The sequence below is a fragment of the Rhizobium sp. Leaf453 genome (assembly GCF_001425605.1).
Taxonomy (GTDB): domain Bacteria; phylum Pseudomonadota; class Alphaproteobacteria; order Rhizobiales; family Rhizobiaceae; genus Pararhizobium.
Window position 1 is genome coordinate 303,484 of record NZ_LMRG01000028.1, and the last position, 20,842, is coordinate 324,325.

Here is a 20,842-nt window from a genome sequence, read left to right on the forward strand (position 1 = left end):
TCCCAGGGATGTCTACAGCATCGGAAAAAGGAACCGCGCCCGGCGGCGCGGTTCCAGAAGTCAGGGCTCAGGACATCGTATCGAGATCGATCAGTTCGATCTTGTAACCGTCCGGATCCTCGATGAAGGCGATATGGGTCGTACCATGCAGCATCGGGCCGGGCGGGCGCGGAATACGGGCGCCCTGCTTTTCGAGTTCGGCGCAGACGGCGTAAATATCGCGCACGCCAAGGGCGAGGTGGCCGAAGCCAGTGCCGAGTTCGTAACGCTCCTCGCGACCCCAGTTATAGGTAAGTTCGATGACGGTGTCAGTCTCTTCGGGGCCGTAGCCGACGAAGGCGTTGGTGAACTTGCCGCCCGGATAGTCGTCCCGGCGCAGAAGGGTCATGCCCAGAAGCTCGGTATAGAACTTGATCGAGACATCGAGATCAAAGACTCGGATCATCACATGCATGTTGCGGAAGCGGCTTTCGGCGTCCATCGGATCACTCCTCCATTAAGATATGGTTTTCATTCTGATTTTCGAAAACAGGGCTGTGCGAAACATGATGCTGCCCTTGATGTTCATTATCAGTGTTGTATGATAACCATGCAACTGGCGTCGTTGTCCAGTCGTTTTCCGCAGACACCGGAGGCCGTTTGATGGACGCCGTCACCCTACCACGCGAACACATGCTGGCGATCTTGAGGGAGGCGCTTCCAGATGGCATCCTGTTGACCGGCGCCGATGAGATGGAGCGCTACACGCGTGACTGGTCCGGCGACCATTTCGGCCTGCCGCTTGCCGTTGCGCGCCCGCGTTCTGTCGATGAGGTCTCTGCGCTGATGCGCTGTTGCAGCCTCCATGGTGTTCCGGTCGTACCCCAGGGCGGGCTGACGGGGCTCGTCGGTGCGGCGGTTGCTGCGCCCGGAGGCGGTGAGGTGGTCATATCACTGGAACGGATGAACCGGCTGCGTTCCATCAGTGCCATCGACTTCGCCATGGTGGTCGAGGCTGGCTGTATTCTGGAGGAGGCCAAGCGTTACGCCGAGGCGGAAGATTGCATCCTGCCGATCACCTTCGGCGCGCAGGGAAGCTGCCGCATCGGTGGCAATGTCGCCACCAATGCCGGAGGCTTCAACGTGCTGCGCTACGGCATGACTCGCGATCTCGTGCTCGGGCTGGAAGTGGTGCTGGCCGACGGCCGTGTCTGGAACGGCCTGAAACTGCTGCGCAAGGACAATCGCGGCTACGACCTGAAGCAACTCTTCATCGGCAGCGAAGGCACGCTCGGCATCGTGACTGCCGTTTCGCTGAAACTGTTCCCGAAGCCGACGCAGGTGGAGACGGCGCTTGTCGGCCTGCGCTCCGTGGAAGATGCCATGGCGCTCTATGCGCGGGCACGACGGGAATGCAGCGATCTTCTGACAGCTTTCGAGCTGATCCTGCGTGGCGGCATCGAGATTGCGCTTGGCGCCCGCAGCGGTCTGCGCGATCCCCTTTCTGAAGTCTGCCCGGTCTACGTGTTGATCGAGGCGTCCGCAGGCGGACGTGTCGATTTACGCGCCATCCTGCAGGATTTCCTGATCAGCGCCGAGGACCTCGTCGTCGATGGCGTCGTGGCCTCCAGCCGGGCGCAGGGCGACCAGCTCTGGCTGCTCAGGGAGCTCATGGTGGAGGCGCAGGGGCGTGGCGGTCGCTATCTGCGCACCGACGTCTCGGTGCCGATCTCGACCCTTTCGGGCTTCGTGGAAGATGCGCTGGCAGCGCTTTCGAAAAGCCATCCGCATGCTCTGCCTGTGACCTATGGTCATGTCGGCGACGGAAATATTCATCTGAACGTGGTGCCGCCAGTCGGCATGGGCGCTGGCGAGATCGACTCGCTCTTCCATGAGACCGAAGAAGTCATCTTCGAAGTGGTCGACAGGTATGGCGGCTCGCTCAGTGCCGAACACGGCATCGGCAAGGTGAAGCAGAATGCATTCCTCAAGCGCATAGACGAAGTTTCGCTTGATCTTGCCGGCAGGATCAAGGATGCCCTCGACCCCGGCGCGATCATGAGCCGGGGACGGATTTTCCTGCCGCGCGCGGCAGATTCAGGAAGCAGGTGAGCGATGATGTTGAAACTCGACAAGGTCAACCGGGGACCCCATCTCTCGACGCTGGTCGCAAGCTCCATAACTCGCGAGATCGCCCAGGGGCGCCTTAAACCGGGTGACCAGTTGCCGACCGAGCAGGCGCTGGCGCAGACATTCGGCGTGAGCCGCAACGTGGTGCGAGAGGCGATCGCGAGGCTGCGCTCGGAGGGTCGTATCTGGTCGCAGCAGGGCAGGGGTGCCTTCGTCGCCGATGTTCCGAATTCCACCGTACTGACCATCGATCACGATGCCCTGCATCCGGCCGAAGCTTTCCGCAATCTTTTCGAAATACGCGGAATTCTGGAAGTGCAGATCGCGGCACTGGCGGCGGAGCGGCGCACCGAGACCGACCTGCAGGCCATGCGCGAGGCGCTGGCGACCATGGCAGCGGCGCCCTACGGCAGCGTGACCTGGCTGAAGACGGATCTCGAATTTCACAGGACGGTCGCCGCCGCTACCCAGAACACCTATATGGCGCCGTTCCTGATGTTCGCCTCCGAACGTGTACGCGACAGTATCCTCGCCTCTGGCAACCAGCGACGCTCAGATGACCTCGCCAGCATCACACTTGGCGAACACCAGCAGATCCTCGATGCCATCGAGGCAGGGGATCCCGTGGCGGCCCACAAGGCCATGCATCTGCATCTGGCGGGTGCTGCGCAGCGTGTCGGGCTGCCTCCGGCTTCCGACGCAAGCCAATCAGTTCCGGGTGATGACGACCCGGCGTTACAGAAGACATCCAGGGATATCCAGAAATGACAGGCAGACTTGACGGAAAGACGGCGGTCGTAACGGCTGCCGGGCAGGGCATGGGGCGTGCGGCGGTTCTAGCTTTCGCGCGGGAGGGCGCAAGAACCATCGCGACAGACATCGATGCATCGAAACTCACAGGGCTCGAAGATTTGCCGGGTGTCACGATCCGCGCACTTGACGTACTGGATCAAAAGGCGATCACGCAGTTTGCCAGCGAGATCAAGGCGCCGGACATCCTGTTCAATTGTGCCGGCTATGTCCACAATGGCTCGATCCTCGATTGCGATGAGGATGCTTTCGATTTTTCGGTCAATCTCAATGTTCGCGCCATGTATCGGATGATCAAGGCCTTTTTGCCGGGCATGCTCGACAATGGCGGTGCCTCCATCATCAACATGGCTTCGGTCGCTTCCACCGTCATTGCCGCGCCGAACCGTTTCATCTACGGCACGACCAAGGCGGCGGTCATCGGCATGACCAAGTCCGTCGCGGTCGACTACGTTGCCAAGGGCATCCGCGCCAATGCGATTTGCCCGGGCACGGTGGAAAGCCCCTCATTGCAAGATCGCATGCGTGCCACAGGCGATTACGACGCTGCCCGCGCGGCCTTCATCGCCCGCCAGCCCATGGGCCGGCTTGGCACTGCCGAGGAGGTTGCCGAGCTCGTTGTCTTCCTTGCCAGCAATGAATCGGCCTTCATGACCGGCAATGCCATCGTCGTCGATGGCGGCTGGTCCAACGCCTGATCATCCGTTTCTTCAGTTACAGGACATTTTTTCCATGAAGCTTCTTCGCTATGGCCAGCCGGGCGCCGAAAAGCCCGCACTTCTCGATGCCGATGGCAAGGTGCGCGATCTTTCGGGCCATGTCGCCGATATCGCCGGTTCGGTACTCACGAGCGAGGGCATTGCCGCGCTTGCCGCAATCGACCCGAAGAGCCTGCCGCTGGTTGACAATCCGGGTCGGCTCGGCCCTTGCGTCGGGCGTGTCGGCAAGTTCATCTGTGTCGGCCTGAACTATGCCGACCATGCCGCCGAAACCGGTGCCAAAATCCCGGAAGAACCGATCCTGTTCATGAAGGCGACGAGCGCGATCACCGGACCGAACGACAACGTCATCATCCCGCGCAACTCGAAGAAGACCGACTGGGAAGTCGAGCTTGGTATCGTGATAGGCGACGAGGCGCGGTATGTCACCGAGGCAGATGCGATGAAGCATGTCGCAGGCTATTGCCTGATCAACGACGTCTCCGAGCGCGCCTTCCAGGCCGAGCGTGGCGGGCAGTGGACCAAGGGCAAATCGGCCGACAGCTTCGGCCCGATCGGCCCCTGGGTCGTGACCCGTGACGAGATCGCCGATCCGCAGAACCTCAAGATGTGGCTGACCGTGGACGGCGTTTCCCGCCAGAACGGCTCGAGCAAGACGATGATCTTCGGCGTCGTCTTCCTCGTGCACTATATCTCGCAGTTCATGAGCTTGCAGCCGGGCGATATCATCTCCACCGGCACGCCCCCCGGCGTTGGCCTCGGCATCAAGCCGGAGCCCGTTTTCCTCCACGCCGGCCAGACCATTCGTCTCGGAATTGAAGGGCTTGGCGAACAGCAGCAATTGACGGTGGATGCCACCTGATACACCGACCGTGCGCCCCATTCTCGATCAAAGCCGGGGATGGGGCAGTTGGTTGGGGCAGAGTTTCCAGAGAGTGGCCTGAACCTCAAATGCTGTCGATGTCCCGCCAGAAGGCATCCGGGATCGCATTGCTTGACCATTTGAGATTCTGCGCGATCCGTTCAGGTCGGCTCATGCCGAGCACGGCTGCGGAGACCAGCGGGTTCCGGAACGGAAACTGGATCGCTGCTGCTTGCATTGGCACGCTATGGGCTTCGCAGATTCGCTCGATCGCCTGCGCGCGGGCGATGATGGCGGCAGGTGGGGCGCCGTAATCGTAGGTCGCGGCGCTCGCTTCCGGTCCCGTTGCCAGAATGCCGGAATTGAAGACGCCGGCGACAACGATTTCCGTCCCCGCCTTTTTCGCAGCCGGAAACAGGTCGTTCGCGGCGCTGTGATCGAGGAGCGTATAGCGCCCGGCGATCATCACCGCATCGAAATCACCTGCCTCGACGAAGCGCCTTGCGACGTCGCTCTCGTTGACGCCGACCCCGATTGCCCTGACGTGACCGGCCTTGCGCAGATCGTCCAATGCCCGGTAGGCACCCTCCATTGCCTCCCCGAAACGGCGTTCGTAATCATCGCCATGGGTAAACCGGTCTACATCATGGATGTAGACCAGATCGAAATCCGGGAAGCCGAGCCGGTTGGCCGATTGCTCCAGTGAGCGCAGTGTGCCGTCATAGCTGTAGTCAAACACCGGTTTCAGTCGGAGCGGCGAGGCCCAGAGGCCATAATCCACGGCCTCACCGCGCGGTGGCACCATGTATCGCCCGACCTTGGTCGAGACGGTGATGGTGTCACGCGGTACGGTGCGCAGATATTGCCCGAGCCTAAGTTCACTGAGGCCATGCCCGTAAAGCGGTGCGGTGTCGAAGTAGCGGAGGCCCGCCTCGTAGGCCGTGGCTAGCACCTGCCGCGCCGCCTCTTCCGAGACGTCCCGATAAAGCGTGCCGATACCGCTTGCACCGAACCCGAGACGCGATGCGAACGTAATTTTTTGCCTGTCATCGCAGTTCACCCGGCCTGACGGCCGGTGAATTCCGGCAGCTGGTAAGCCTCGATGGCATTCCCACCAAAGATCTTGTCGAGATCGCTTTCATGGAGCCCTTTTAGGCAGTCGCGCAGCGCACCGACAACGCGGTCATAACTAGCGGCGACAAGGCAAACCGGCCAGTCCGTGCCGAACATGCAGTGATCGACACCGAAAATATCGAGCACTTCGTTGACATAGGGCTTCAGGTCTTCCGGCGTCCAGTTCTGCCAGTCGGCCTCCGTTACCATGCCTGACAGCTTGCACCAGACGTGATCCCGTTCCGCGCGGAAGCCCCGCATCAGCCTTGCCCAATCGTCGAATTCACCATCGCGAATGTTAGGCTTGGAGATGTGGTCGAGTACGAAGCGCATGTTCGGGAAGGCTTCGACGGTACGCACGCAGGACGGAAGCTGGGGCAGGTTCGGCACGAGATCGTAGACCAACCCGGCGGCCTCGACGGCCTTCAGGCCACGGCGGGCATCGTCGCGCAGAAGCCAGTTCGGATCGCTTTCCGTCTGGATAAGGTGGCGCACCCCGACCAGCCATTTCCCTTCCGGGCTCGCTTTCAGCGCAGCAAGGGTTTCACCGACGGCGGGATCGGTGAGATCGACCCAGCCGACGACACCGGCGACGAAATCCGTCGCTTCGGCCGTCTTGATGAAATCCCAGGTCTCGCCGAGATCGTTCCAGGTCTGGACCAGAACGGTTCCGGTTACCCTGTTGGCCTCCAGCGACGGCCTGAGATCGGCCGGCTCGAAAACCCGGTTGATCGGCTCGAAGGGGCCGCTGAGCCAGCCGTAATCGCCGCCGCTTTTAGGGTCCCAGAAATGATGATGTGAATCAATGATCGGTGTGGGCATGGTGTTGTCTCTCGATTGTCAGCTTCGCGATCGATCCGGCGCTCACCAGCGTTGATGAACGTATTTGCGGATGTCCTCGTCGTAGATCCGCGCGATTTCCTGCATGACATCGGCCGGCAGCGGTGGCAGCGCGGCGGCCTCGGCGTTGGACTGGGCCTGCGCCGGATTGCGTGCGCCTGGAATGGCGACGGTCACGGCATCGAACATCAGGATCCAGCGCAGGGCGAACTTGGCCATGGTCGTATCGCCCGAGACCAGCGGCCGAATCCGCTCCACCGCATCGAGACCCACTTCGTAGGGAACGCCCGAGAAAGTCTCACCGACATCGAAGGCCTCGCCGTTGCGGTTGAACAGGCGATGGTCGGTGGTTTCGAATTTGGTATCACGTTTGAACTTGCCGGAGAGCAAACCACTCGCCAGCGGGACACGAGCGATGATCGCCACGTTCTTTTCCTGCGCGATCTTGAAGAAACGTTCGGCCGGACGTTGCCGGAAGGCGTTGAAGATGATCTGGACGCTGACAACGCCGGGATATTCGATCGCCTTTAGCGCTTCCTCGACGCGCTCGACGCTGACGCCGTAATTGCGGATCTTGCCCTGCTCGACCAGACGGTCGAGCCGCTCGAACACTTCCGGATGGTAGTAGAGGTCGGTGAGCGGGCAATGGAGTTGCACGAGGTCGAGCGTGTCGGTCTCCAGGTTTTTCAGGCTGCGATCGATATAGGCCGTCAGGTTTTCGGCGCTGTAACCGGCCACCGTCTGTTCCGGCAGGCGACGTCCTGCCTTTGTGGCTATGAAGGGCCGTTCGCCGCCGCGCTCCTTCATTGCCTTCGCGATCAGTCGCTCGGAATGGCCGTCCCCATACACATCGGCAGTGTCGATAAACGTGACGCCACTATCCAGCGCCGCATGCAACGCCTTGATGGCATCGTCGTCATTGACCTCTCCCCAGGCAGCGCCGATGGCCCAGGCGCCGAAGCCGATTTCACTGATATTCCTGCCGGTGCGGCCGAATGGTCTTGATCGCATTTCTCTCTCCCTTCGTGTTTCGAGCCGGCTTTCTGCCGGACGAATGCCAAATCTCTCTCGCTTGACATCCTATACCCATAGGATTATCAGAAAACAGGGTTGTACGACAACCCGGTAAGGCTGCAAAACTTTCATCGGGAGGATGAAACAGTGAAAAGCAATCTATTGAGGGGCGCCGCACTGGCGCTGTGCCTTGGCGCGCCCGCACTTCCGGCGCTTGCCCAGGATGCAGGAGATACAGTCAAGATCGGCGTTGTCGCAGCAGAGTCGGGTGCATTCGTTTCCGCCGGGCACACGCTTCCGGCCGGCGTCGGCCTCGCTGTCAAGCAGATCAACGACGCCGGCGGCATCAATGTCGGCGGCAAGAACTACAAGCTCGAAATGGTCAAGCGCGACGACCGCACCGATATCGCGACCGCGATTGCGGCAACCCAGGAACTGGTGCGCGACGAAAAGGTCGCCGCGATCTTCGGTTCTGAATCCCACGATTTCACGCTGGCCATGGCGAAGATCACCCAGCCGGCAAAGATCATGCATTTCGCCGGCAATTCCACGCTCGGCAAGGTGCTGACGCCTGAAGCCGTCAAGGCAGGCGGTGAAAACCACTATCTGTTCCAGTCGGAGCCACAGGAATTCCAGCGCTCGGGTTCCACCGCGCGCGGCGTGCTGAGCCTGCTCGAGCCATTGCTCGGCGCCAAGCCGAAGAAGTCGGTCCTCGTGGTCGGCAATGATGCGACCGGCCAGTTCCTGTCGTCCTTCTACATCACGGCCCTGAAGGCCGAAGGACAGGACGTCCCGGACATCATCTTCTACCCGCCGGAAACCACGGACTTCTCGCCGTTCCTGACCAAGGCCAAGAGCTTCGAGCCTGACGTCATCCACTTCTGGTACAATGGCGACTCGACGCTGACGGCATTGCCGCAGGCGCTGGAACTCGGTGCCGCCAAGAGCTACTTCCTGTTCGGCGTCGATCCCGGCATCTGGAAGGAACGCGGCCTGACGGCGGATGTGCCGGTTGCCATGAGCTGCGTGCCGATCTGCTGGGGCGCATCGTCCAACCCGAACTCGAAGCCCTATTTCGACGCCTATTTCGCGGCCGGTGCACCCCATGGCGTGACCTCGTCGGTATCGCTGCTTTACCATGACTATGTCCACTTCCTGGCCAAGGCATGGGAAAAGGCCGGCACGTTCGATCCGGACAAGACTGTCGAAGCCCTGATGTCGATGAAATATTCGGGCGTCGTCTCCGACCAGCTCGCCTTCAACGAGACCCATCAGGTCACGCACGCAACGGAAGTCTGCGCGGCTGCACCGGGCGGCGACATCACCTGCTCGATGCAGCAGCCGCCGGAAAAAGCGCCGGAATAAAGCCTCTCCCAGGATGGCGGCGACAATGCTCCTGCAAAGCTGCCATCAGTCTGCCGGGCGCCATGCCCGGCAGACAATTGCTTGAAGGCAAATCCTCGCGGGTTACCGACGGGGAGCAGCACCGGGACGGAACCGTGGATATTCTTCTGCAACAGATCCTCAACGGATTGTCGATCGCCAGCGTCATCACGCTGATTGCCGTCGGCGTCACCCTGATTTTCGGCCTGACCGGCATCATCAACTTCGCCCATGGCGAATTCCTCATGGTCGGCAGCATCGTCACCTGGCTTGCCGTCAGCAACGGCATGTCCTTTCCGGTCGCGCTCGTGCTGGGCGTTCTGGCTGTCGCGATCATGGGGCTGGTGCTTGAACGGGCAATCTTCCGCTTCACGCTGGAGCGGCCGACCAATGGCTTCATCGTGTCGCTGGGTCTGATCGTCGTCCTGCAGCACGTCGTCATCCTGTTCTGGAACGCCAACCAGAAGAGCATTCCCCGGCCATTGACCACCGTTTGGGAAATTGCCGGCGTGCGCATCGCATCCGTCCGCGTCATGGTTATCCTGATGACCATTGCGGTTGTCGTCATGACCTATGTGATGATCACCCGAAGCCGTTACGGACGGGCCTTGCGCGCCAGCGTCGAGGATCGCGACACGGCGGCGCTGATGGGTATTCCGGTGCGCCGCTATATCACCGGCGTCTTCGTGCTTGGCAGCGCCCTGGCGGGCCTGGGCGGTGGCCTCCTGATCGCGCTCTTCCCGATCACGCCCTTTACCGGCGGAACCATGGTCATGAAGGGGTTTGCCGTCGCGTTGATCGGCGGATTGGGCAATCTCACCGGTGCGGTCGCGGCTGGGCTCATCCTCGGCATCGTCGAAGGGTTCAGCGCCGGCTACGGTTTTTCCGAATGGACCGACGCCTATTCGTTCGGGCTGATGATCCTCGTCCTTCTGTTCCGTCCACATGGCCTCTTCGGCGGCACCAGCGGTCCGAAAATGGCCTGATGGACCCATGACAAAGATCGGTCGGAAACCATGATCACATCCTTCTCTTCCCTGCGGTCGCTCGTTCCCGTGCTCATCGTGCTGGCGCTGCTCGCGCTTGTGCCGCTGATGGGGCCGAGCAACCGCTTCCTGTCGCTGGCGATCTCGGCCGGCATCAATATCATCGCGCTCTATGGTCTCTCGGTCCTGTTCGGCCAGACAGGTATCCTGTCCATGGGCCATGCCGCGCTCGTCGGGGTCGGCGCCTATACCGCAGCCTTGCTCGCACGCGACTTCGATATCGGCTTCTGGTTCTCGATCCCTGTCGCTGGCATCATGGCGGCGGTCGTGGCGGCGGTGATCGGCATTCCCTCACTGCGGGTCAGCGGCCACCACTTCGTCATCATGACCTTCGCCTTCGGGCAGTTGCTCACCATCGTGCTCACCAATGGCGGCGAGTATACGGGTGCTGCGAGCGGTTTGGACATGAGCAAGCCGGTCACCCTGTTGGGCTCCGATATCGGCGACCTTCAAAACTTCTATCTGCTAGTGATCGCCTTCGTGACGATCAGCGCCGTCGCAAGCTGGGCGATCATCAACTCCTCCTATGGCCGTACGCTGCGGGCGATCCGCGAGAACGAGAAGCTGGCGGCCGCGATCGGCATCAATGTCGGCCGCCACAAGATCGGTGCATTCGTCGTCAGCGGCGTCTTTGCCGGTGTTTCCGGGGTTCTGCTCGCCTATTTCCTGCGCCACATCTCACCCGGCCAGTTCGCTTCGTTCCCCAGTATCTATCTGGCGCTGATGGTGATGATCGGCGGCGCACGCTTGCTGCTCGGGCCGCTTGCCGGCGGTATCCTTGTCTCTTTCCTTCCGGAAGTGCTGAACCTCGATCCCGTCCAGTCGCGCATTCTCTACGGCGTCTGCCTGATCGCCGTCATTCTCTTCCTGCCGAACGGCCTGATCGCCGGCCTTGCTGATGGCTGGTCGAAACTGATGGGCGCGTCCAGGCGCCGCGCGGTCACAGCGAGTGCGGTTTCGGAGGCGGGTCAATGAACGCCATTCTCGAGATCAAGGGGCTGCGCAAGCAGTTCGGCGGCGTCACCGCTCTCTCTGGCGTGGACCTTACCATCCATGATGGCGAAATCCTTGGCGTGGTCGGGCCGAACGGCTCCGGCAAAACCACGCTGTTCAACGTCGTCACCGGCGTGCACAAGCCGACTGCCGGCACAGTTCGCTGGAAGGGCCAGGATATTACGGGCATCCCCGCCAACCGCATTTCCCGCAACGGGATCGGCTACACGTTCCAGCAGGCGATGGCGTTTCCGGGGCTGAGTGTGCTGGAGAACGTGCAGATCGCCACCGAGCATTCTTCTGCCTCAGCACGAGAGGATTTCGCTTGGCCAACGCCCATGTCACTGCTCGAATTTGTCGGCATTCCCGGCCTTGCAGGAGAAAAGGCCGGCATCCTGCCCTTCGGCAGCCTGCGTCTTCTGGGTCTTGCGCTGGCGCTCGCCACTCGCCCGTCACTGCTTCTGCTTGATGAGCCGGCCGCCGGCCTCAACGATCGTGAAACAGCGTCCCTCGTCGGCCTCGTTCAGCAGTTTCCGGCCCATGGCATCAGCGTCTGCGTCATCGATCACGACATGAAGCTGATGCAGATGCTGTGCAAGCGGCTGATCGTGCTCGATTTCGGCTCCAAGATCGCCGACGGGCCGACGGCGGACGTGCTGCACGATCCCAAGGTGCTCGAAGTCTATCTGGGAGGTGAACTGTGACGCTGCTTTCCGTCAACAATGTCACAACCGGCTACGGGCCGACGATCGTCAACCGCGATGCCTCGCTCACCCTTGGCGAAAATGAGATCATCACCATTCTCGGGCCGAACGGTGCGGGCAAATCGACCCTGCTGCGGACCATTGCAGGGCTGGTGAAACCACGCTCCGGCCAGATCACCTTCAACGGCGAAACAGTCACCGGCCAGCCGCCTGATGTGATGGCCAAACGTGGTGTCGTGCTGGTTCCGGAAGGCCGGCGTATCTTTGCCGACATGACGGTCGAGGAAAACCTGCGGCTTGGCGCCTATACCCGCCGCGATGCCGATGCCGTCAACGCGGACGTCAGGCTGATGGAGGAGTTCTTCCCGATCCTCGCCTCAAAGCGCAACGACAAGGGGGGATCGCTGAGCGGTGGCCAGCAGCAGATGCTGGCGATCGCGCGGGGTCTGATGGCCCGGCCGAAAGTGCTGCTGCTCGATGAACCGTCGCTCGGCCTTTCCCCGCTTTTCGTCAAGGAGATCAAGGCGATCATTCTGAATATCGGTGAACGGTTCGGCGCATCCGTGCTGCTGGTTGAGCAGAATGCGGGCCTTGCGCTCTCCGTCGCCGCACGGGGTTATCTCATGCAGAATGGCCGGATAGCCCTCTCCGGTCCGATCGAGGAACTGCGAGACATGTCGCTGATGCGGGAACTCTATCTCGGCGGGATAAAGGAGACGGCATGATGCGTGACACAACAATCGAAGTCTCCTACGGTCGCGGCCATATGGCCATTCAGCTGCCGGAGGGAACCGTACCGACCGTCATTCGCAAGCAGCCATTGCCGAAGATTACCAATCCCAAGGCGGCGGTGATCGCGGCCCTGGAACAGCCAATCGCTTCCGCGCCTTTGTCTGATCTCGTGAAGGGCCGCCGCAGCGCGTGCATCCTCATCTGCGATATTACCCGGCCCGTGCCGAACCACCTGTTCCTGCGGCCAATGATCGAGACCATGCTGTCCGGCGGTATTGCGCGCGAAAACATCTCAGTTCTCGTCGCGACCGGCCTGCACCGGCCCAATCTTGGGGAGGAGTTGGCGGAACTGGTCGGTGATCCCTGGGTGCTCGAAACCGTTCGCGTTGAAAACCATTATGCGCGCAACGAGGACGATCATATCGATCTCGGCCTTACGCCGACACGCAACACGCCGGTCAAGCTGGACAAACTGTTCGTCGAGGCTGATCTCAGGATCGCGACCGGCTTGGTCGAACCGCATTTCATGGCCGGCTGGTCCGGTGGACGCAAGGTCATTGCACCGGGTGTCGCCCATCACGAAACGATCCGCACCTTCCATTCCGCCCGTTTCATGGAAGACCCGTTGGCGGTGCAATGCAATCTTGTCGGCAATCCGCTGCATGAGGAACAACTGGAGATCGTCAAGCTGCTCGGTGAGGTCTATGCGCTGAACACCGTTCTGGACGAAGAACGCGATCTCGTCTGCGTCACCTTCGGTGAAATCATCGCCAGCCACGCGGCTGCCGTCGATTTCGTCAGCGACGCGACGCGCATCGGCCTGCCGCGCAAATATGGCACCGTCGTCACCTCATCGGCCGGTTACCCGCTCGACAAGACATATTACCAGACGATCAAGGGCATGGTGACGCCGCTGGATATCCTTCAACCCGGCGGCACGCTGATCATGGTGTCGGAGTGCTCGGAAGGGTTCGGATCGCACGAATTTCGCGAGGCACAGGCGCGGCTGGTTGAACTGGGGCCTGAACGCTTCCTTGCCACCCTGACGGCGAAATCGCTTGCTGAAATCGACGAATGGCAGACGGAAATGCAGCTCAAGCCTATGCGCGCCGGCCGCATCGAGCTTTTCACCACGGGCCTTGTCGGCGATGACCGTGACCTGACCGGCGTCACCATGATCGGCGATGTCACCGAGGCCATCGCGCGAAGCGTCGCGCGCAGCGGTGACCGGCAGGTGGCCGTCATACCGGAGGGGCCATATGTCATCCCGCAGTTTTCGGCGTGATGCCTCAGTCGACCGGTTGGCTGGTTTGGTCGCGAAGGTCGGCGAAACGGGCAGCGCTTCGGGAGAGGTGGCTGCGCAGGGTCTTGCGCGCGGCATTCTCGTTACGGTCGCGGATCGCGGCAAAGACCGCGCCATGCTCCCGGCGCATCCGCGCCATGTGCTTCTGCCGCTCGGCCGGGCTCATCGTATCGAAGCGCGCCCACTGGCGCGGGATCATCAGGTTGCCGAATGTGTCGAACAGCCGCGCGTAATAGGAGTTCTGTGTGGCGACCAGGATTGCCCGATGAAACGCGAAATCCTCGGCCGCACCGGAGCCACCGGCAAGGATCGAGGCATCCAAAGCATCGAGTTTGGCCTGCATGCGCTCAAGATCCTCGTCCGTGCGCCGTTGCGCGGCCAACCCTGCCGCTTCCACCTCAATGCCGATACGCAATTCGAGGACGCTGATAACATCACCGATCGATTCAAGATCGTTGGGAACGATGGAAAAGGAACGTGGATTGGGATCGTTGGACACGAAGGCGCCAAGTCCCTGCCGGGTGGTGATCAACCCCTTGGCTCGCAGCGACGCCAGAGCTTCGCGCACCACGGTGCGGCTGACCCCGGTTGCAGTCATGATTGCCTGCTCGGTCGGAAGCCGTTGACCCGGTGCGAGATCGCCGGATTCGATCTGCGCGATCAGCGTGTCCACCAAGCCGCTGCGCAGGTTCGGCGTATGCTGGATGGCGTTGAAAAAGGCCGTGTCCTTATCCGTCATTCTCTCCGAGACCCTTTCAAGCGGGCACTTCCGATAAAGTCCATTCCACCTCTGCTATCCGATGGCAGCAAAAAAAGCAAAACGGCCGGTTCATTGCCGGCCTGAACATACGGGAGACAACACCATGAAGGAACGGATCGGCTTTATCGGCCTTGGCGCCATGGGCTCTGGCATGGCGGCGAACCTGCTCGCCAAGGGATTTCCTCTGGCGGTTCTTGCGCATCGCCGACGCGAGGCAGTCGATGACCTTGTGATGAAGGGGGCGACGGAAGCGAAGACAGCGCGGGATCTGGCCCTCGCAAGCGATATTGTTGTTCTCTGCGTTACGGGCTCCCCGCAGGTGGAGCAGGCAATCAAGGGGGCCGATGGCCTTGCCTCCGCCGGTAAACCGCTGTTGATCATCGACTGCTCGACATCCAATCCGTCCTCTACCGTAGCGCTCGCCGCCGATCTCGCCCAATCCGGCATCACGCTCATCGATGCACCGCTGGCGCGTACGCCCAAGGAGGCGGCGGAAGGCAAGCTCGACGTGATGGCGGGAGGCTCGCCGGACGTTTTCGCGCGCGCAAAAACGGTGCTCGACGCCTTCGCTGCACGCGTTATTCATACCGGGCCGACCGGTAGCGGCCATACGATGAAACTGCTCAACAATTTCATCTCCATGGGCTACTCGGCGATCTATTCCGAAGCGCTGACCCTCGGCGTCAAGGCCGGATTGACACCGCAGGTATTCGATAGTGTCATCAGGGGCAGCCGCATGGATTGCTCATTCTACCAGGCCTTTTTCGATTTCGTGCTGAACCGCAACGAGAACGCCCAGCGCTTCGCCATGGTCAATGCGCTCAAGGACATGTCCTATCTCGCCTCCTTCGCGCAATCGGCAAGTGTTGCCAATCCCATCGGTGCGGCGGTGCGCAACAGTTTTGCCACGGCTGTCGCGACTGGCCACGGCGAAGCCTTCGTGCCCGCTCTTTCCGATGTGATCGCCGGCCTGAACGGCGTTTCGCTGACAGACCCCATCCCGGCGAAGTGAGGACGTGGGCACGTGACGGCATTTCACCTCGACCCCCTTGGCGGTATTGCGGGCGACATGTTCATCGCCGCGATGCTCGATCTCAGGCCTGATCTCGAAGCCGGGCTTCGCGACACGCTGGCGCTTTGCCCGATGATCGAGGGCGTCAAGGTTGAACTCGTTGCGCACAACGACGGCATTCTGACGGGGCGACGTTTTCTGGTGCGCAAGGGAAACAGCGAAACGCTCGCGCATGCCCATTTTCACAGGCATGACCATCATCAGGACCACCATCACGCTGACGATCATGGCCGTGATCACGCTCATGTCGCCTGGCGAGACATTCGCATCGCCATTGAGCAATCGCGTCTTGACCGGGATGTGGTCCACCACGCTATCGGCATTTTATCGCTGCTTGCGGAAGCGGAAGGGCGGGTGCACGGAACCACCCCGGACAATGTCGCCTTCCATGAAGTCGGCGCCTGGGATTCGATCGCGGATATCGTCGGCGCCGCCTATCTGATCACGCAGCTTGGTGCATCGGCATGGACGGCGGGCGCGCTGCCGCTTGGGTCTGGACGGGTCAAGACCGCTCATGGATTACTGCCCGTTCCAGCTCCGGCAACGGCGCTGCTGATCGCAGGGTTCAACACGATCGATGACGGAATCGGCGGCGAGCGCGTCACGCCGACGGGTGCGGCAATCCTGCGCTATCTCTGCAGGAAGCCGGTGCCGCACACCGCGCGCAAACTCGTCGCCTCCGGCCATGGCTTCGGGACGAAGCGCCTGCCGGGCATCAGCAATTGCCTGCGTGTCCTCTGCTTCGAAACGGCAGAGGATTTCCCCGAATCCGAAACCATAGCCGTCATCGAATTCGAGACCGATGACCAGACGGCAGAGGACCTCGTCCATGCAATCGATCATTTGAGGGCGCATGAGGCGGTGCTCGACGTCGTGCAATCTACCGTGTTCGGCAAGAAGGGACGGATGATGGCGCATATCCGCCTGCTTGTGCGGCCGGATGCGCTTCAAGCCGTCGCGCAGCGTGTTTTCGAGGAAACAAGCACGATCGGCATCCGCTATCAGTTCGTCCAGCGGCTGACCTTGCCACGAGAGGCCGGCACTATCGAGAGCGAGGGGCGCATGTTGCGGATCAAGACGGCCACGAGACCAGGCGGCGAGACGGTCAAGATCGAGGCCGACGATCTCGCCGGCATCGCAGGCAAGGCCGCGCGTGATGGCATTCGTGCAAAGGTCGAAAGAGACTGGGACGCTTCATGACGGATGGCTTGCGTGAGATTCTGGGCGACATGGGACCTCTGGCGATCGCCGTCAGCGGCGGCGTCGATTCCATGACGCTTGCGGTGCTCGCCCATCGCACGCTCGGCTGCGAAAAAGTGATGGTCATGCATGCCGCCTCGGCCGCCGTGCCGCGCGAGGCGACGGAACGTGTCCGGCACTGGGCCCGCACAGAGGGCTGGGACCTCAACGTCATCGATGCCGGCGAACTGGCCGACGAGCGGTACCGCAACAATCCGCTCGACCGCTGCTTCTTCTGCAAGGGCAATCTCTACGGCACCATCGCGGCCCTGACGGATCGGCAGGTCCTGTCTGGCGCCAATACCGACGATCTCGGCGAATATCGGCCAGGTCTCGATGCCGCCCGCGAATATGGCGTCCGCCATCCCTATCTCGAAGCTGGAATCGGCAAGAGCGGCGTGCGTGGGCTGGCCCGTGAACTCGGTCTTGGAGACCTGTCCGATCTGCCGGCCTCCCCCTGTCTCTCCAGCCGCGTGGAAACGCTGATCCGCATCGAGCCTGAGATGCTGTCGGCCATCCATGCGGTCGAGCTGCTGGTTCTCGATCGGTTGTCGCCCCGTACGGTGCGCTGCCGCGTCCGGAAGACGGGAGTGGTCATCGAGTTGGATGCGGCAAGTCTTGATGCCGCAAGCCCGGCAACGAGAGCGAACCTGACCGCCTCGATAACAGGGCTCCTGCCGGCGGCCCTCGCGGACAAGGGTATCTCTTTCGCGCCCTATCGCAACGGCAGCGCCTTCGTCGGGGTTAAGCCATGAGTGGCGAGGACATCGTTTTCGATTTCGACCGCGCTGAACGGATCGGGCTAGATGAAGCCGTGTTCTGCCAGATGAAATCGCCGACCCACATCGATGCCATTCTGGATGGAGCCTTTGCGCGAAACGCCGGGCTTCTGCTGACGCGTCTCGTCCCTGAAAAACTCGCGGCGCTCTCTGCCGCCAATCAGGCGCGGATCGATTATTGCTCAATCTCGCAGACCGCATTTTTCGGTGAGGTCCGGCCGGTCTTTTCGCGCGGAATAGTGGCGATCGTCGGTGCGGGCACATCGGATGCCCCGGTTGCACGCGAGGCCGCGCGGACGTTGCGCCATCGCGGCATCGAAGCTGAGATGATCGTCGATGTCGGCGTCGCCGGTCTCTGGCGCTTGACCGAGCGGCTGGAGCATATTCGCCGTTTTCCGATCATAATCGCCGTCGCCGGCATGGATGCAGCCCTGGCCAGCGTGCTCGGTGGTCTGGTCTCCTCCGCCGTCATCTGCGTTCCCACCTCGGTTGGCTACGGCGCGGCGGAAGCCGGTCGCACCGCGCTTAACGCCATGCTCGCCAGCTGCGCCCCGGGCCTCACAGTCTGCAATATCGACAACGGTTACGGCGCGGCTTCAGCCGCCATGCGCATCATGGCAAGCGCGGCAAGGATGCGGGATTCGATTTGAAAGCGACGGCTTTTTCTATCAGGCCGCAGCGCCGAGCGGCAGCGGTGATCCGCTTTCCACCAGCCCTTCCGTCATCATGTCGTTCCAGAGGGCCGTCGGGATTTTTACGCGCATGTAGTCGAGATTCTGGGTAAGTTCCGCGACAGATCTCGCACCCGGAATGACGCTGACGACGAGGGGGTGGCCGAGCGGAAATTGCAGTGCGGCCGCGGGCAGGGGGATGCCGTGGCGGTCACAAACGGCCTCGATCCGTCGGACGCGATCGAGCACGGCGGGCGGAGCCTTGCGGGTATTGAAGGTGGCGTCGTCCTTTGCGCCGGTCGCCAGAATGCCGGAATTATAGGGGCCGCCGATGACGATTCTCGTGCCACGCTGCTCGCACACGGGAAACAGCACCGAAAGCGGCTCCTGTTCCAGCAGTGTGTAGCGGCCGGCGAGCAGGAAATAGTCGAACTGACCCGCAACGACGAAATCCGACAGCATCTGCCATTGGTTGATGCCGACGCCAATGGCCTTGATCACGCCTTGTGCGCGCAGGTCGTCCAGCACCGGATAGGCGCCATCCATCGCCTCGCGGAAGCGGCTACGGGCATAGGGGTCTTCGCCGGGTGCGAAATGAAGGGCCTCATCCGGATCGTGGATCGCCAGCATATCGACATAGTCGGTGCCGAGCCGCTTCAGCGTGCCCTCGATCGAGCGCAGCACGCCGTCCCGCGAATAGTCGAAATCGGCACGGAAGGGCGGGGCAGCGTCCCATAATTGCGGTTTCATTTCCGATTCCGGGATCGGCACAAGATCGTAGCCGACCTTGGAGGAGATCACGATGTCCTTACGCGGCAGGGAGCGGATCGCTTCGCCCAGCCGGCTTTCAGCCAGTCCGAAGCCATAGACCGGTGCGGTGTCGAAATAACGAATACCGTTTTCGAACGCGGCATGCACCGTGGCATGGGCATCTTTCGGCTCGGTCGAGCGATACATGTTACCGAGCCCGGTTCCTCCAAGACCCATGGTAGTGACGCTCAGTCTTTCCGTGACAGTGCGCGATTCGATCTTCCTCATGTTTCCTCCCTCGTATTCCGGCTTGCTGCCAACGCTTCACCGCTTTCGATGTCTCGTTCACAAAGACATTGACATAAAGCTTGTCGTACAACAAGGTAAGAGGATAATATGATGGAGAAACTGTGCTGGCAGTATCGGCGACGCCTTCATCTGCCGGAATCGGGCGGCGGGAGCGCCCGGCAAACAGGGGTGGAGATGATGAAAATTGACGTGCGGCACGCTTCCCATCCGGAAGCCGTGCGGGCTTTCGATACCGACAAGCTTCGGGAGCAGTTTCTGGTGGAAACCGTTTTCAGCCCGGGTGAGGTCGCGCTGACCTATTCCCATTACGATCGAATGGTGCTTGGCGGCGCGATGCCTCTGGCCGAACCGCTGGCGTTGACGGCGCCGATTGCGATCGGCCAGAAGACATTTCTGGCAGAACGGGAACTTGGTGTTCTCAACATTGGCGGGGCAGGGCGTGTACGGCTGGACGGCACTGTCCATGAACTGGCGCGGGCTCGACTGCCTCTATGTGAGCAGGGGGATCGGTGAGGTTCTGTTCGAAAGCGCCGATCCGCAACGGCCGGCGAAATTCTATCTCGTCTCAGCGCCTGCCCATGTCGTTCACCCGACCGTACATCTGACGCCGGAAAAGGCTAGGCAGCAGACAATCGGCGCAGCGGAAACAGCAAACCGGCGGTCGATCTTCCAGTATATCCACCCGGAAGTCTGCCAGTCCTGCCAGTTGAGCCTGGGGTTCACTACGCTTGAGACCGGCAGTCTGTGGAACACCATGCCCTGCCACACGCACGATCGGCGCATGGAGGCCTATCTCTACTTCGACCTTCCGTCGGACAGTCGCGTGTTTCATTTCATGGGTGAGCCCACGCAGACGCGGCATCTTCTGGTCGCCAGCGAACAGGCGGTTATATCGCCGCCCTGGTCGATCCATTCGGGCGCAGGCACCAGCAGCTACAGCTTCATCTGGGCCATGGCCGGCGACAACAAGGATTATACCGACATGGATCATGTCGCGCTCGGCGATCTGAAGTGAGCGCCATGATCAATCCCTTCGATCTCTCCGGCCGGACGGCCGTCGTGACCGGTGCCAATACAGGACTTGGGCAAGGTATCGCGCTCGCGCTTGCCGAGGCTGGCGCGGCAATCGTTGCGGTCGGCCGCTCGCCCATGGACGAGATGGAAGCGCTGCTCGCGCCGAAGGGCGTTCGTTTCCATGCCATCAAGGCCGATCTCGGTTCGCTCGATCCGTTCAAGTCGATCGTTGCCGAAGTGCTTGGCGCTTTTGGCTGCATTGATATACTCGTCAACAATGCCGGGATCGTAGGCCCTGCGGATGCCGTCGACTTCACGCGGTGATAAACATTAACCTCAAGAAAACCTTTTCCTCACGCTGGCCGTGGCGCGATCAATGATCGAAAGGGGGCGAGGCAAGGTGATCAACATTGCCTCGATGCTATTCTTTCAGGGTGGCATCTGCATTCCTTCCTTGAAGTGCACCCCGTTTCACCGGACATGTCGGCTAGTTTGATTTTGCCCTGATGAACTGCCGAGGGGAAGCCATCTTGAGCGCGGAATGGGGATGGATTTCGTTGTAGTCCTCGATCCACCGGTCGATAAGCCGGAGCGCTGTTTCGGTGTCCGGCAGTGCTGAG

At 61.3% G+C, this 20,842-nt stretch carries 21 protein-coding genes and 2 pseudogenes; 16 read left to right on the forward strand and 7 right to left on the reverse strand.

All coding sequences use genetic code 11. The features are described 5' to 3' along the window. Positions 1-67: 67 nt before the first annotated feature. On the reverse strand, positions 68-481 hold the full coding sequence (gloA, locus tag ASG68_RS26250) for a lactoylglutathione lyase (RefSeq protein ID WP_062584459.1): 414 nt from the start codon (positions 479-481) through the stop codon (positions 68-70). Between the two features lie 161 nt (positions 482-642). Here gloA and ASG68_RS26255 point away from each other — a divergent pair, with 161 nt between their 5' ends. The 4 genes from ASG68_RS26255 to ASG68_RS26270 are packed head-to-tail and all read left to right on the forward strand — an operon-like array spanning position 643 to position 4,500. Then, positions 643-2,091 carry an FAD-binding oxidoreductase gene (locus ASG68_RS26255; protein ID WP_062584461.1) on the forward strand — a complete coding sequence of 483 codons (1,449 nt, stop codon included), beginning with the start codon at positions 643-645 and terminating at the stop codon, positions 2,089-2,091. A 3-nt stretch (positions 2,092-2,094) separates the two neighbouring features. After that, complete coding sequence (locus tag ASG68_RS26260) at positions 2,095-2,877, forward strand: FadR/GntR family transcriptional regulator (RefSeq protein ID WP_082478591.1); 783 nt, start codon at positions 2,095-2,097, stop codon at positions 2,875-2,877. Continuing rightward, positions 2,874-3,617 carry an SDR family oxidoreductase gene (locus ASG68_RS26265; protein ID WP_062584462.1) on the forward strand — a complete coding sequence of 248 codons (744 nt, stop codon included), beginning with the start codon at positions 2,874-2,876 and terminating at the stop codon, positions 3,615-3,617. Before ASG68_RS26260 ends, ASG68_RS26265 begins: the two co-directional genes overlap by 4 nt. A gap of 34 nt (positions 3,618-3,651) precedes the next feature. Next, positions 3,652-4,500: a fumarylacetoacetate hydrolase family protein gene (locus ASG68_RS26270; protein WP_062584464.1), complete on the forward strand. Its 849-nt coding sequence runs from the start codon at positions 3,652-3,654 to the stop codon at positions 4,498-4,500. A gap of 85 nt (positions 4,501-4,585) precedes the next feature. Here the strand turns inward: ASG68_RS26270 and ASG68_RS26275 are convergent, their stop codons facing one another. The 3 genes from ASG68_RS26275 to ASG68_RS26285 are packed head-to-tail and all read right to left on the reverse strand — an operon-like array spanning position 4,586 to position 7,464. Continuing rightward, a complete protein-coding gene (locus tag ASG68_RS26275) occupies positions 4,586-5,560 on the reverse strand; it encodes an aldo/keto reductase (RefSeq protein ID WP_062584467.1) in 975 nt (324 codons plus the stop codon). Further along, positions 5,557-6,435 (reverse strand): amidohydrolase family protein, encoded by an 879-nt coding sequence (locus ASG68_RS26280; RefSeq protein WP_062584469.1) that lies wholly within the window; start codon positions 6,433-6,435, stop codon positions 5,557-5,559. The genes ASG68_RS26275 and ASG68_RS26280 overlap by 4 nt, the downstream gene beginning before the upstream one ends. A 42-nt stretch (positions 6,436-6,477) precedes the next feature. Then, positions 6,478-7,464 (reverse strand): aldo/keto reductase, encoded by a 987-nt coding sequence (locus ASG68_RS26285; RefSeq protein WP_062584472.1) that lies wholly within the window; start codon positions 7,462-7,464, stop codon positions 6,478-6,480. Positions 7,465-7,614: 150 nt separating this feature from the next. Between ASG68_RS26285 and ASG68_RS26290 the strand changes: the two genes are divergently transcribed. The 6 genes from ASG68_RS26290 (at position 7,615) to larA (ending at position 13,610) form a co-directional block, all read left to right on the forward strand. Next, positions 7,615-8,832 carry an ABC transporter substrate-binding protein gene (locus ASG68_RS26290; RefSeq protein WP_062584474.1) on the forward strand — a complete coding sequence of 406 codons (1,218 nt, stop codon included), beginning with the start codon at positions 7,615-7,617 and terminating at the stop codon, positions 8,830-8,832. Positions 8,833-8,966: 134 nt separating this feature from the next. Next, complete coding sequence (locus ASG68_RS26295; protein WP_062604037.1) at positions 8,967-9,836, forward strand: branched-chain amino acid ABC transporter permease; 870 nt, start codon at positions 8,967-8,969, stop codon at positions 9,834-9,836. Positions 9,837-9,866: 30 nt separating this feature from the next. Continuing rightward, entirely contained in the window at positions 9,867-10,871 is a 1,005-nt protein-coding gene (locus ASG68_RS26300) for a branched-chain amino acid ABC transporter permease (protein ID WP_062584476.1), read from the forward strand. After that, a complete protein-coding gene (locus ASG68_RS26305; protein WP_062584477.1) occupies positions 10,868-11,593 on the forward strand; it encodes an ABC transporter ATP-binding protein in 726 nt (241 codons plus the stop codon). Before ASG68_RS26300 ends, ASG68_RS26305 begins: the two co-directional genes overlap by 4 nt. Then, positions 11,590-12,318, forward strand: a complete 729-nt coding sequence (locus tag ASG68_RS26310; protein WP_062584478.1) for an ABC transporter ATP-binding protein — start codon at positions 11,590-11,592, stop codon at positions 12,316-12,318. The genes ASG68_RS26305 and ASG68_RS26310 overlap by 4 nt, the downstream gene beginning before the upstream one ends. Beyond that, complete coding sequence (larA, locus tag ASG68_RS26315) at positions 12,318-13,610, forward strand: nickel-dependent lactate racemase (RefSeq protein ID WP_062584567.1); 1,293 nt, start codon at positions 12,318-12,320, stop codon at positions 13,608-13,610. The genes ASG68_RS26310 and larA overlap by 1 nt, the downstream gene beginning before the upstream one ends. Positions 13,611-13,614: 4 nt before the next feature. On the opposite strand, the gene ASG68_RS26320 is transcribed toward larA, so the two are convergent. Continuing rightward, positions 13,615-14,367 carry a FadR/GntR family transcriptional regulator gene (locus tag ASG68_RS26320; protein WP_062584479.1) on the reverse strand — a complete coding sequence of 251 codons (753 nt, stop codon included), beginning with the start codon at positions 14,365-14,367 and terminating at the stop codon, positions 13,615-13,617. Positions 14,368-14,428: 61 nt separating this feature from the next. On the opposite strand from ASG68_RS26320, the gene ASG68_RS26325 reads away from it, so the two are divergent. Genes ASG68_RS26325 through larB form a run of 4 tightly spaced genes read left to right on the forward strand, consistent with a single transcriptional unit; the run spans position 14,429 to position 18,128 of the window. Next, positions 14,429-15,400 (forward strand): NAD(P)-dependent oxidoreductase, encoded by a 972-nt coding sequence (locus ASG68_RS26325; protein WP_082478590.1) that lies wholly within the window; start codon positions 14,429-14,431, stop codon positions 15,398-15,400. A gap of 12 nt (positions 15,401-15,412) precedes the next feature. Continuing rightward, positions 15,413-16,660 carry a LarC family nickel insertion protein gene (locus tag ASG68_RS26330; protein WP_082478589.1) on the forward strand — a complete coding sequence of 416 codons (1,248 nt, stop codon included), beginning with the start codon at positions 15,413-15,415 and terminating at the stop codon, positions 16,658-16,660. Further along, entirely contained in the window at positions 16,657-17,454 is a 798-nt protein-coding gene (locus tag ASG68_RS26335) for an adenine nucleotide alpha hydrolase (protein ID WP_062584486.1), read from the forward strand. Before ASG68_RS26330 ends, ASG68_RS26335 begins: the two co-directional genes overlap by 4 nt. Next, a complete protein-coding gene (larB, locus tag ASG68_RS26340) occupies positions 17,451-18,128 on the forward strand; it encodes a nickel pincer cofactor biosynthesis protein LarB (protein WP_062584489.1) in 678 nt (225 codons plus the stop codon). The genes ASG68_RS26335 and larB overlap by 4 nt, the downstream gene beginning before the upstream one ends. 18 nt (positions 18,129-18,146) lie before the next feature. On the opposite strand, the gene ASG68_RS26345 is transcribed toward larB, so the two are convergent. Beyond that, the gene (locus tag ASG68_RS26345) at positions 18,147-19,187 is read right to left on the reverse strand and encodes an aldo/keto reductase (protein ID WP_062584491.1); all 1,041 of its coding nucleotides are present in this window, start codon (positions 19,185-19,187) and stop codon (positions 18,147-18,149) included. Between the two features lie 198 nt (positions 19,188-19,385). Between ASG68_RS26345 and kduI the strand changes: the two are divergent. Further along, positions 19,386-20,223 (forward strand): annotated as a pseudogene (kduI, locus tag ASG68_RS26350) (5-dehydro-4-deoxy-D-glucuronate isomerase). Positions 20,224-20,228: 5 nt separating this feature from the next. After that, positions 20,229-20,676, forward strand: a pseudogene (locus tag ASG68_RS32640) (SDR family NAD(P)-dependent oxidoreductase); the annotation flags it as partial. A gap of 33 nt (positions 20,677-20,709) precedes the next feature. Here the strand turns inward: ASG68_RS32640 and ASG68_RS30965 are convergent. Then, positions 20,710-20,842, reverse strand: a 133-nt coding sequence (locus ASG68_RS30965) for an integrase core domain-containing protein (RefSeq protein ID WP_156384920.1), incomplete at its 5' end; no start/stop codon positions are given.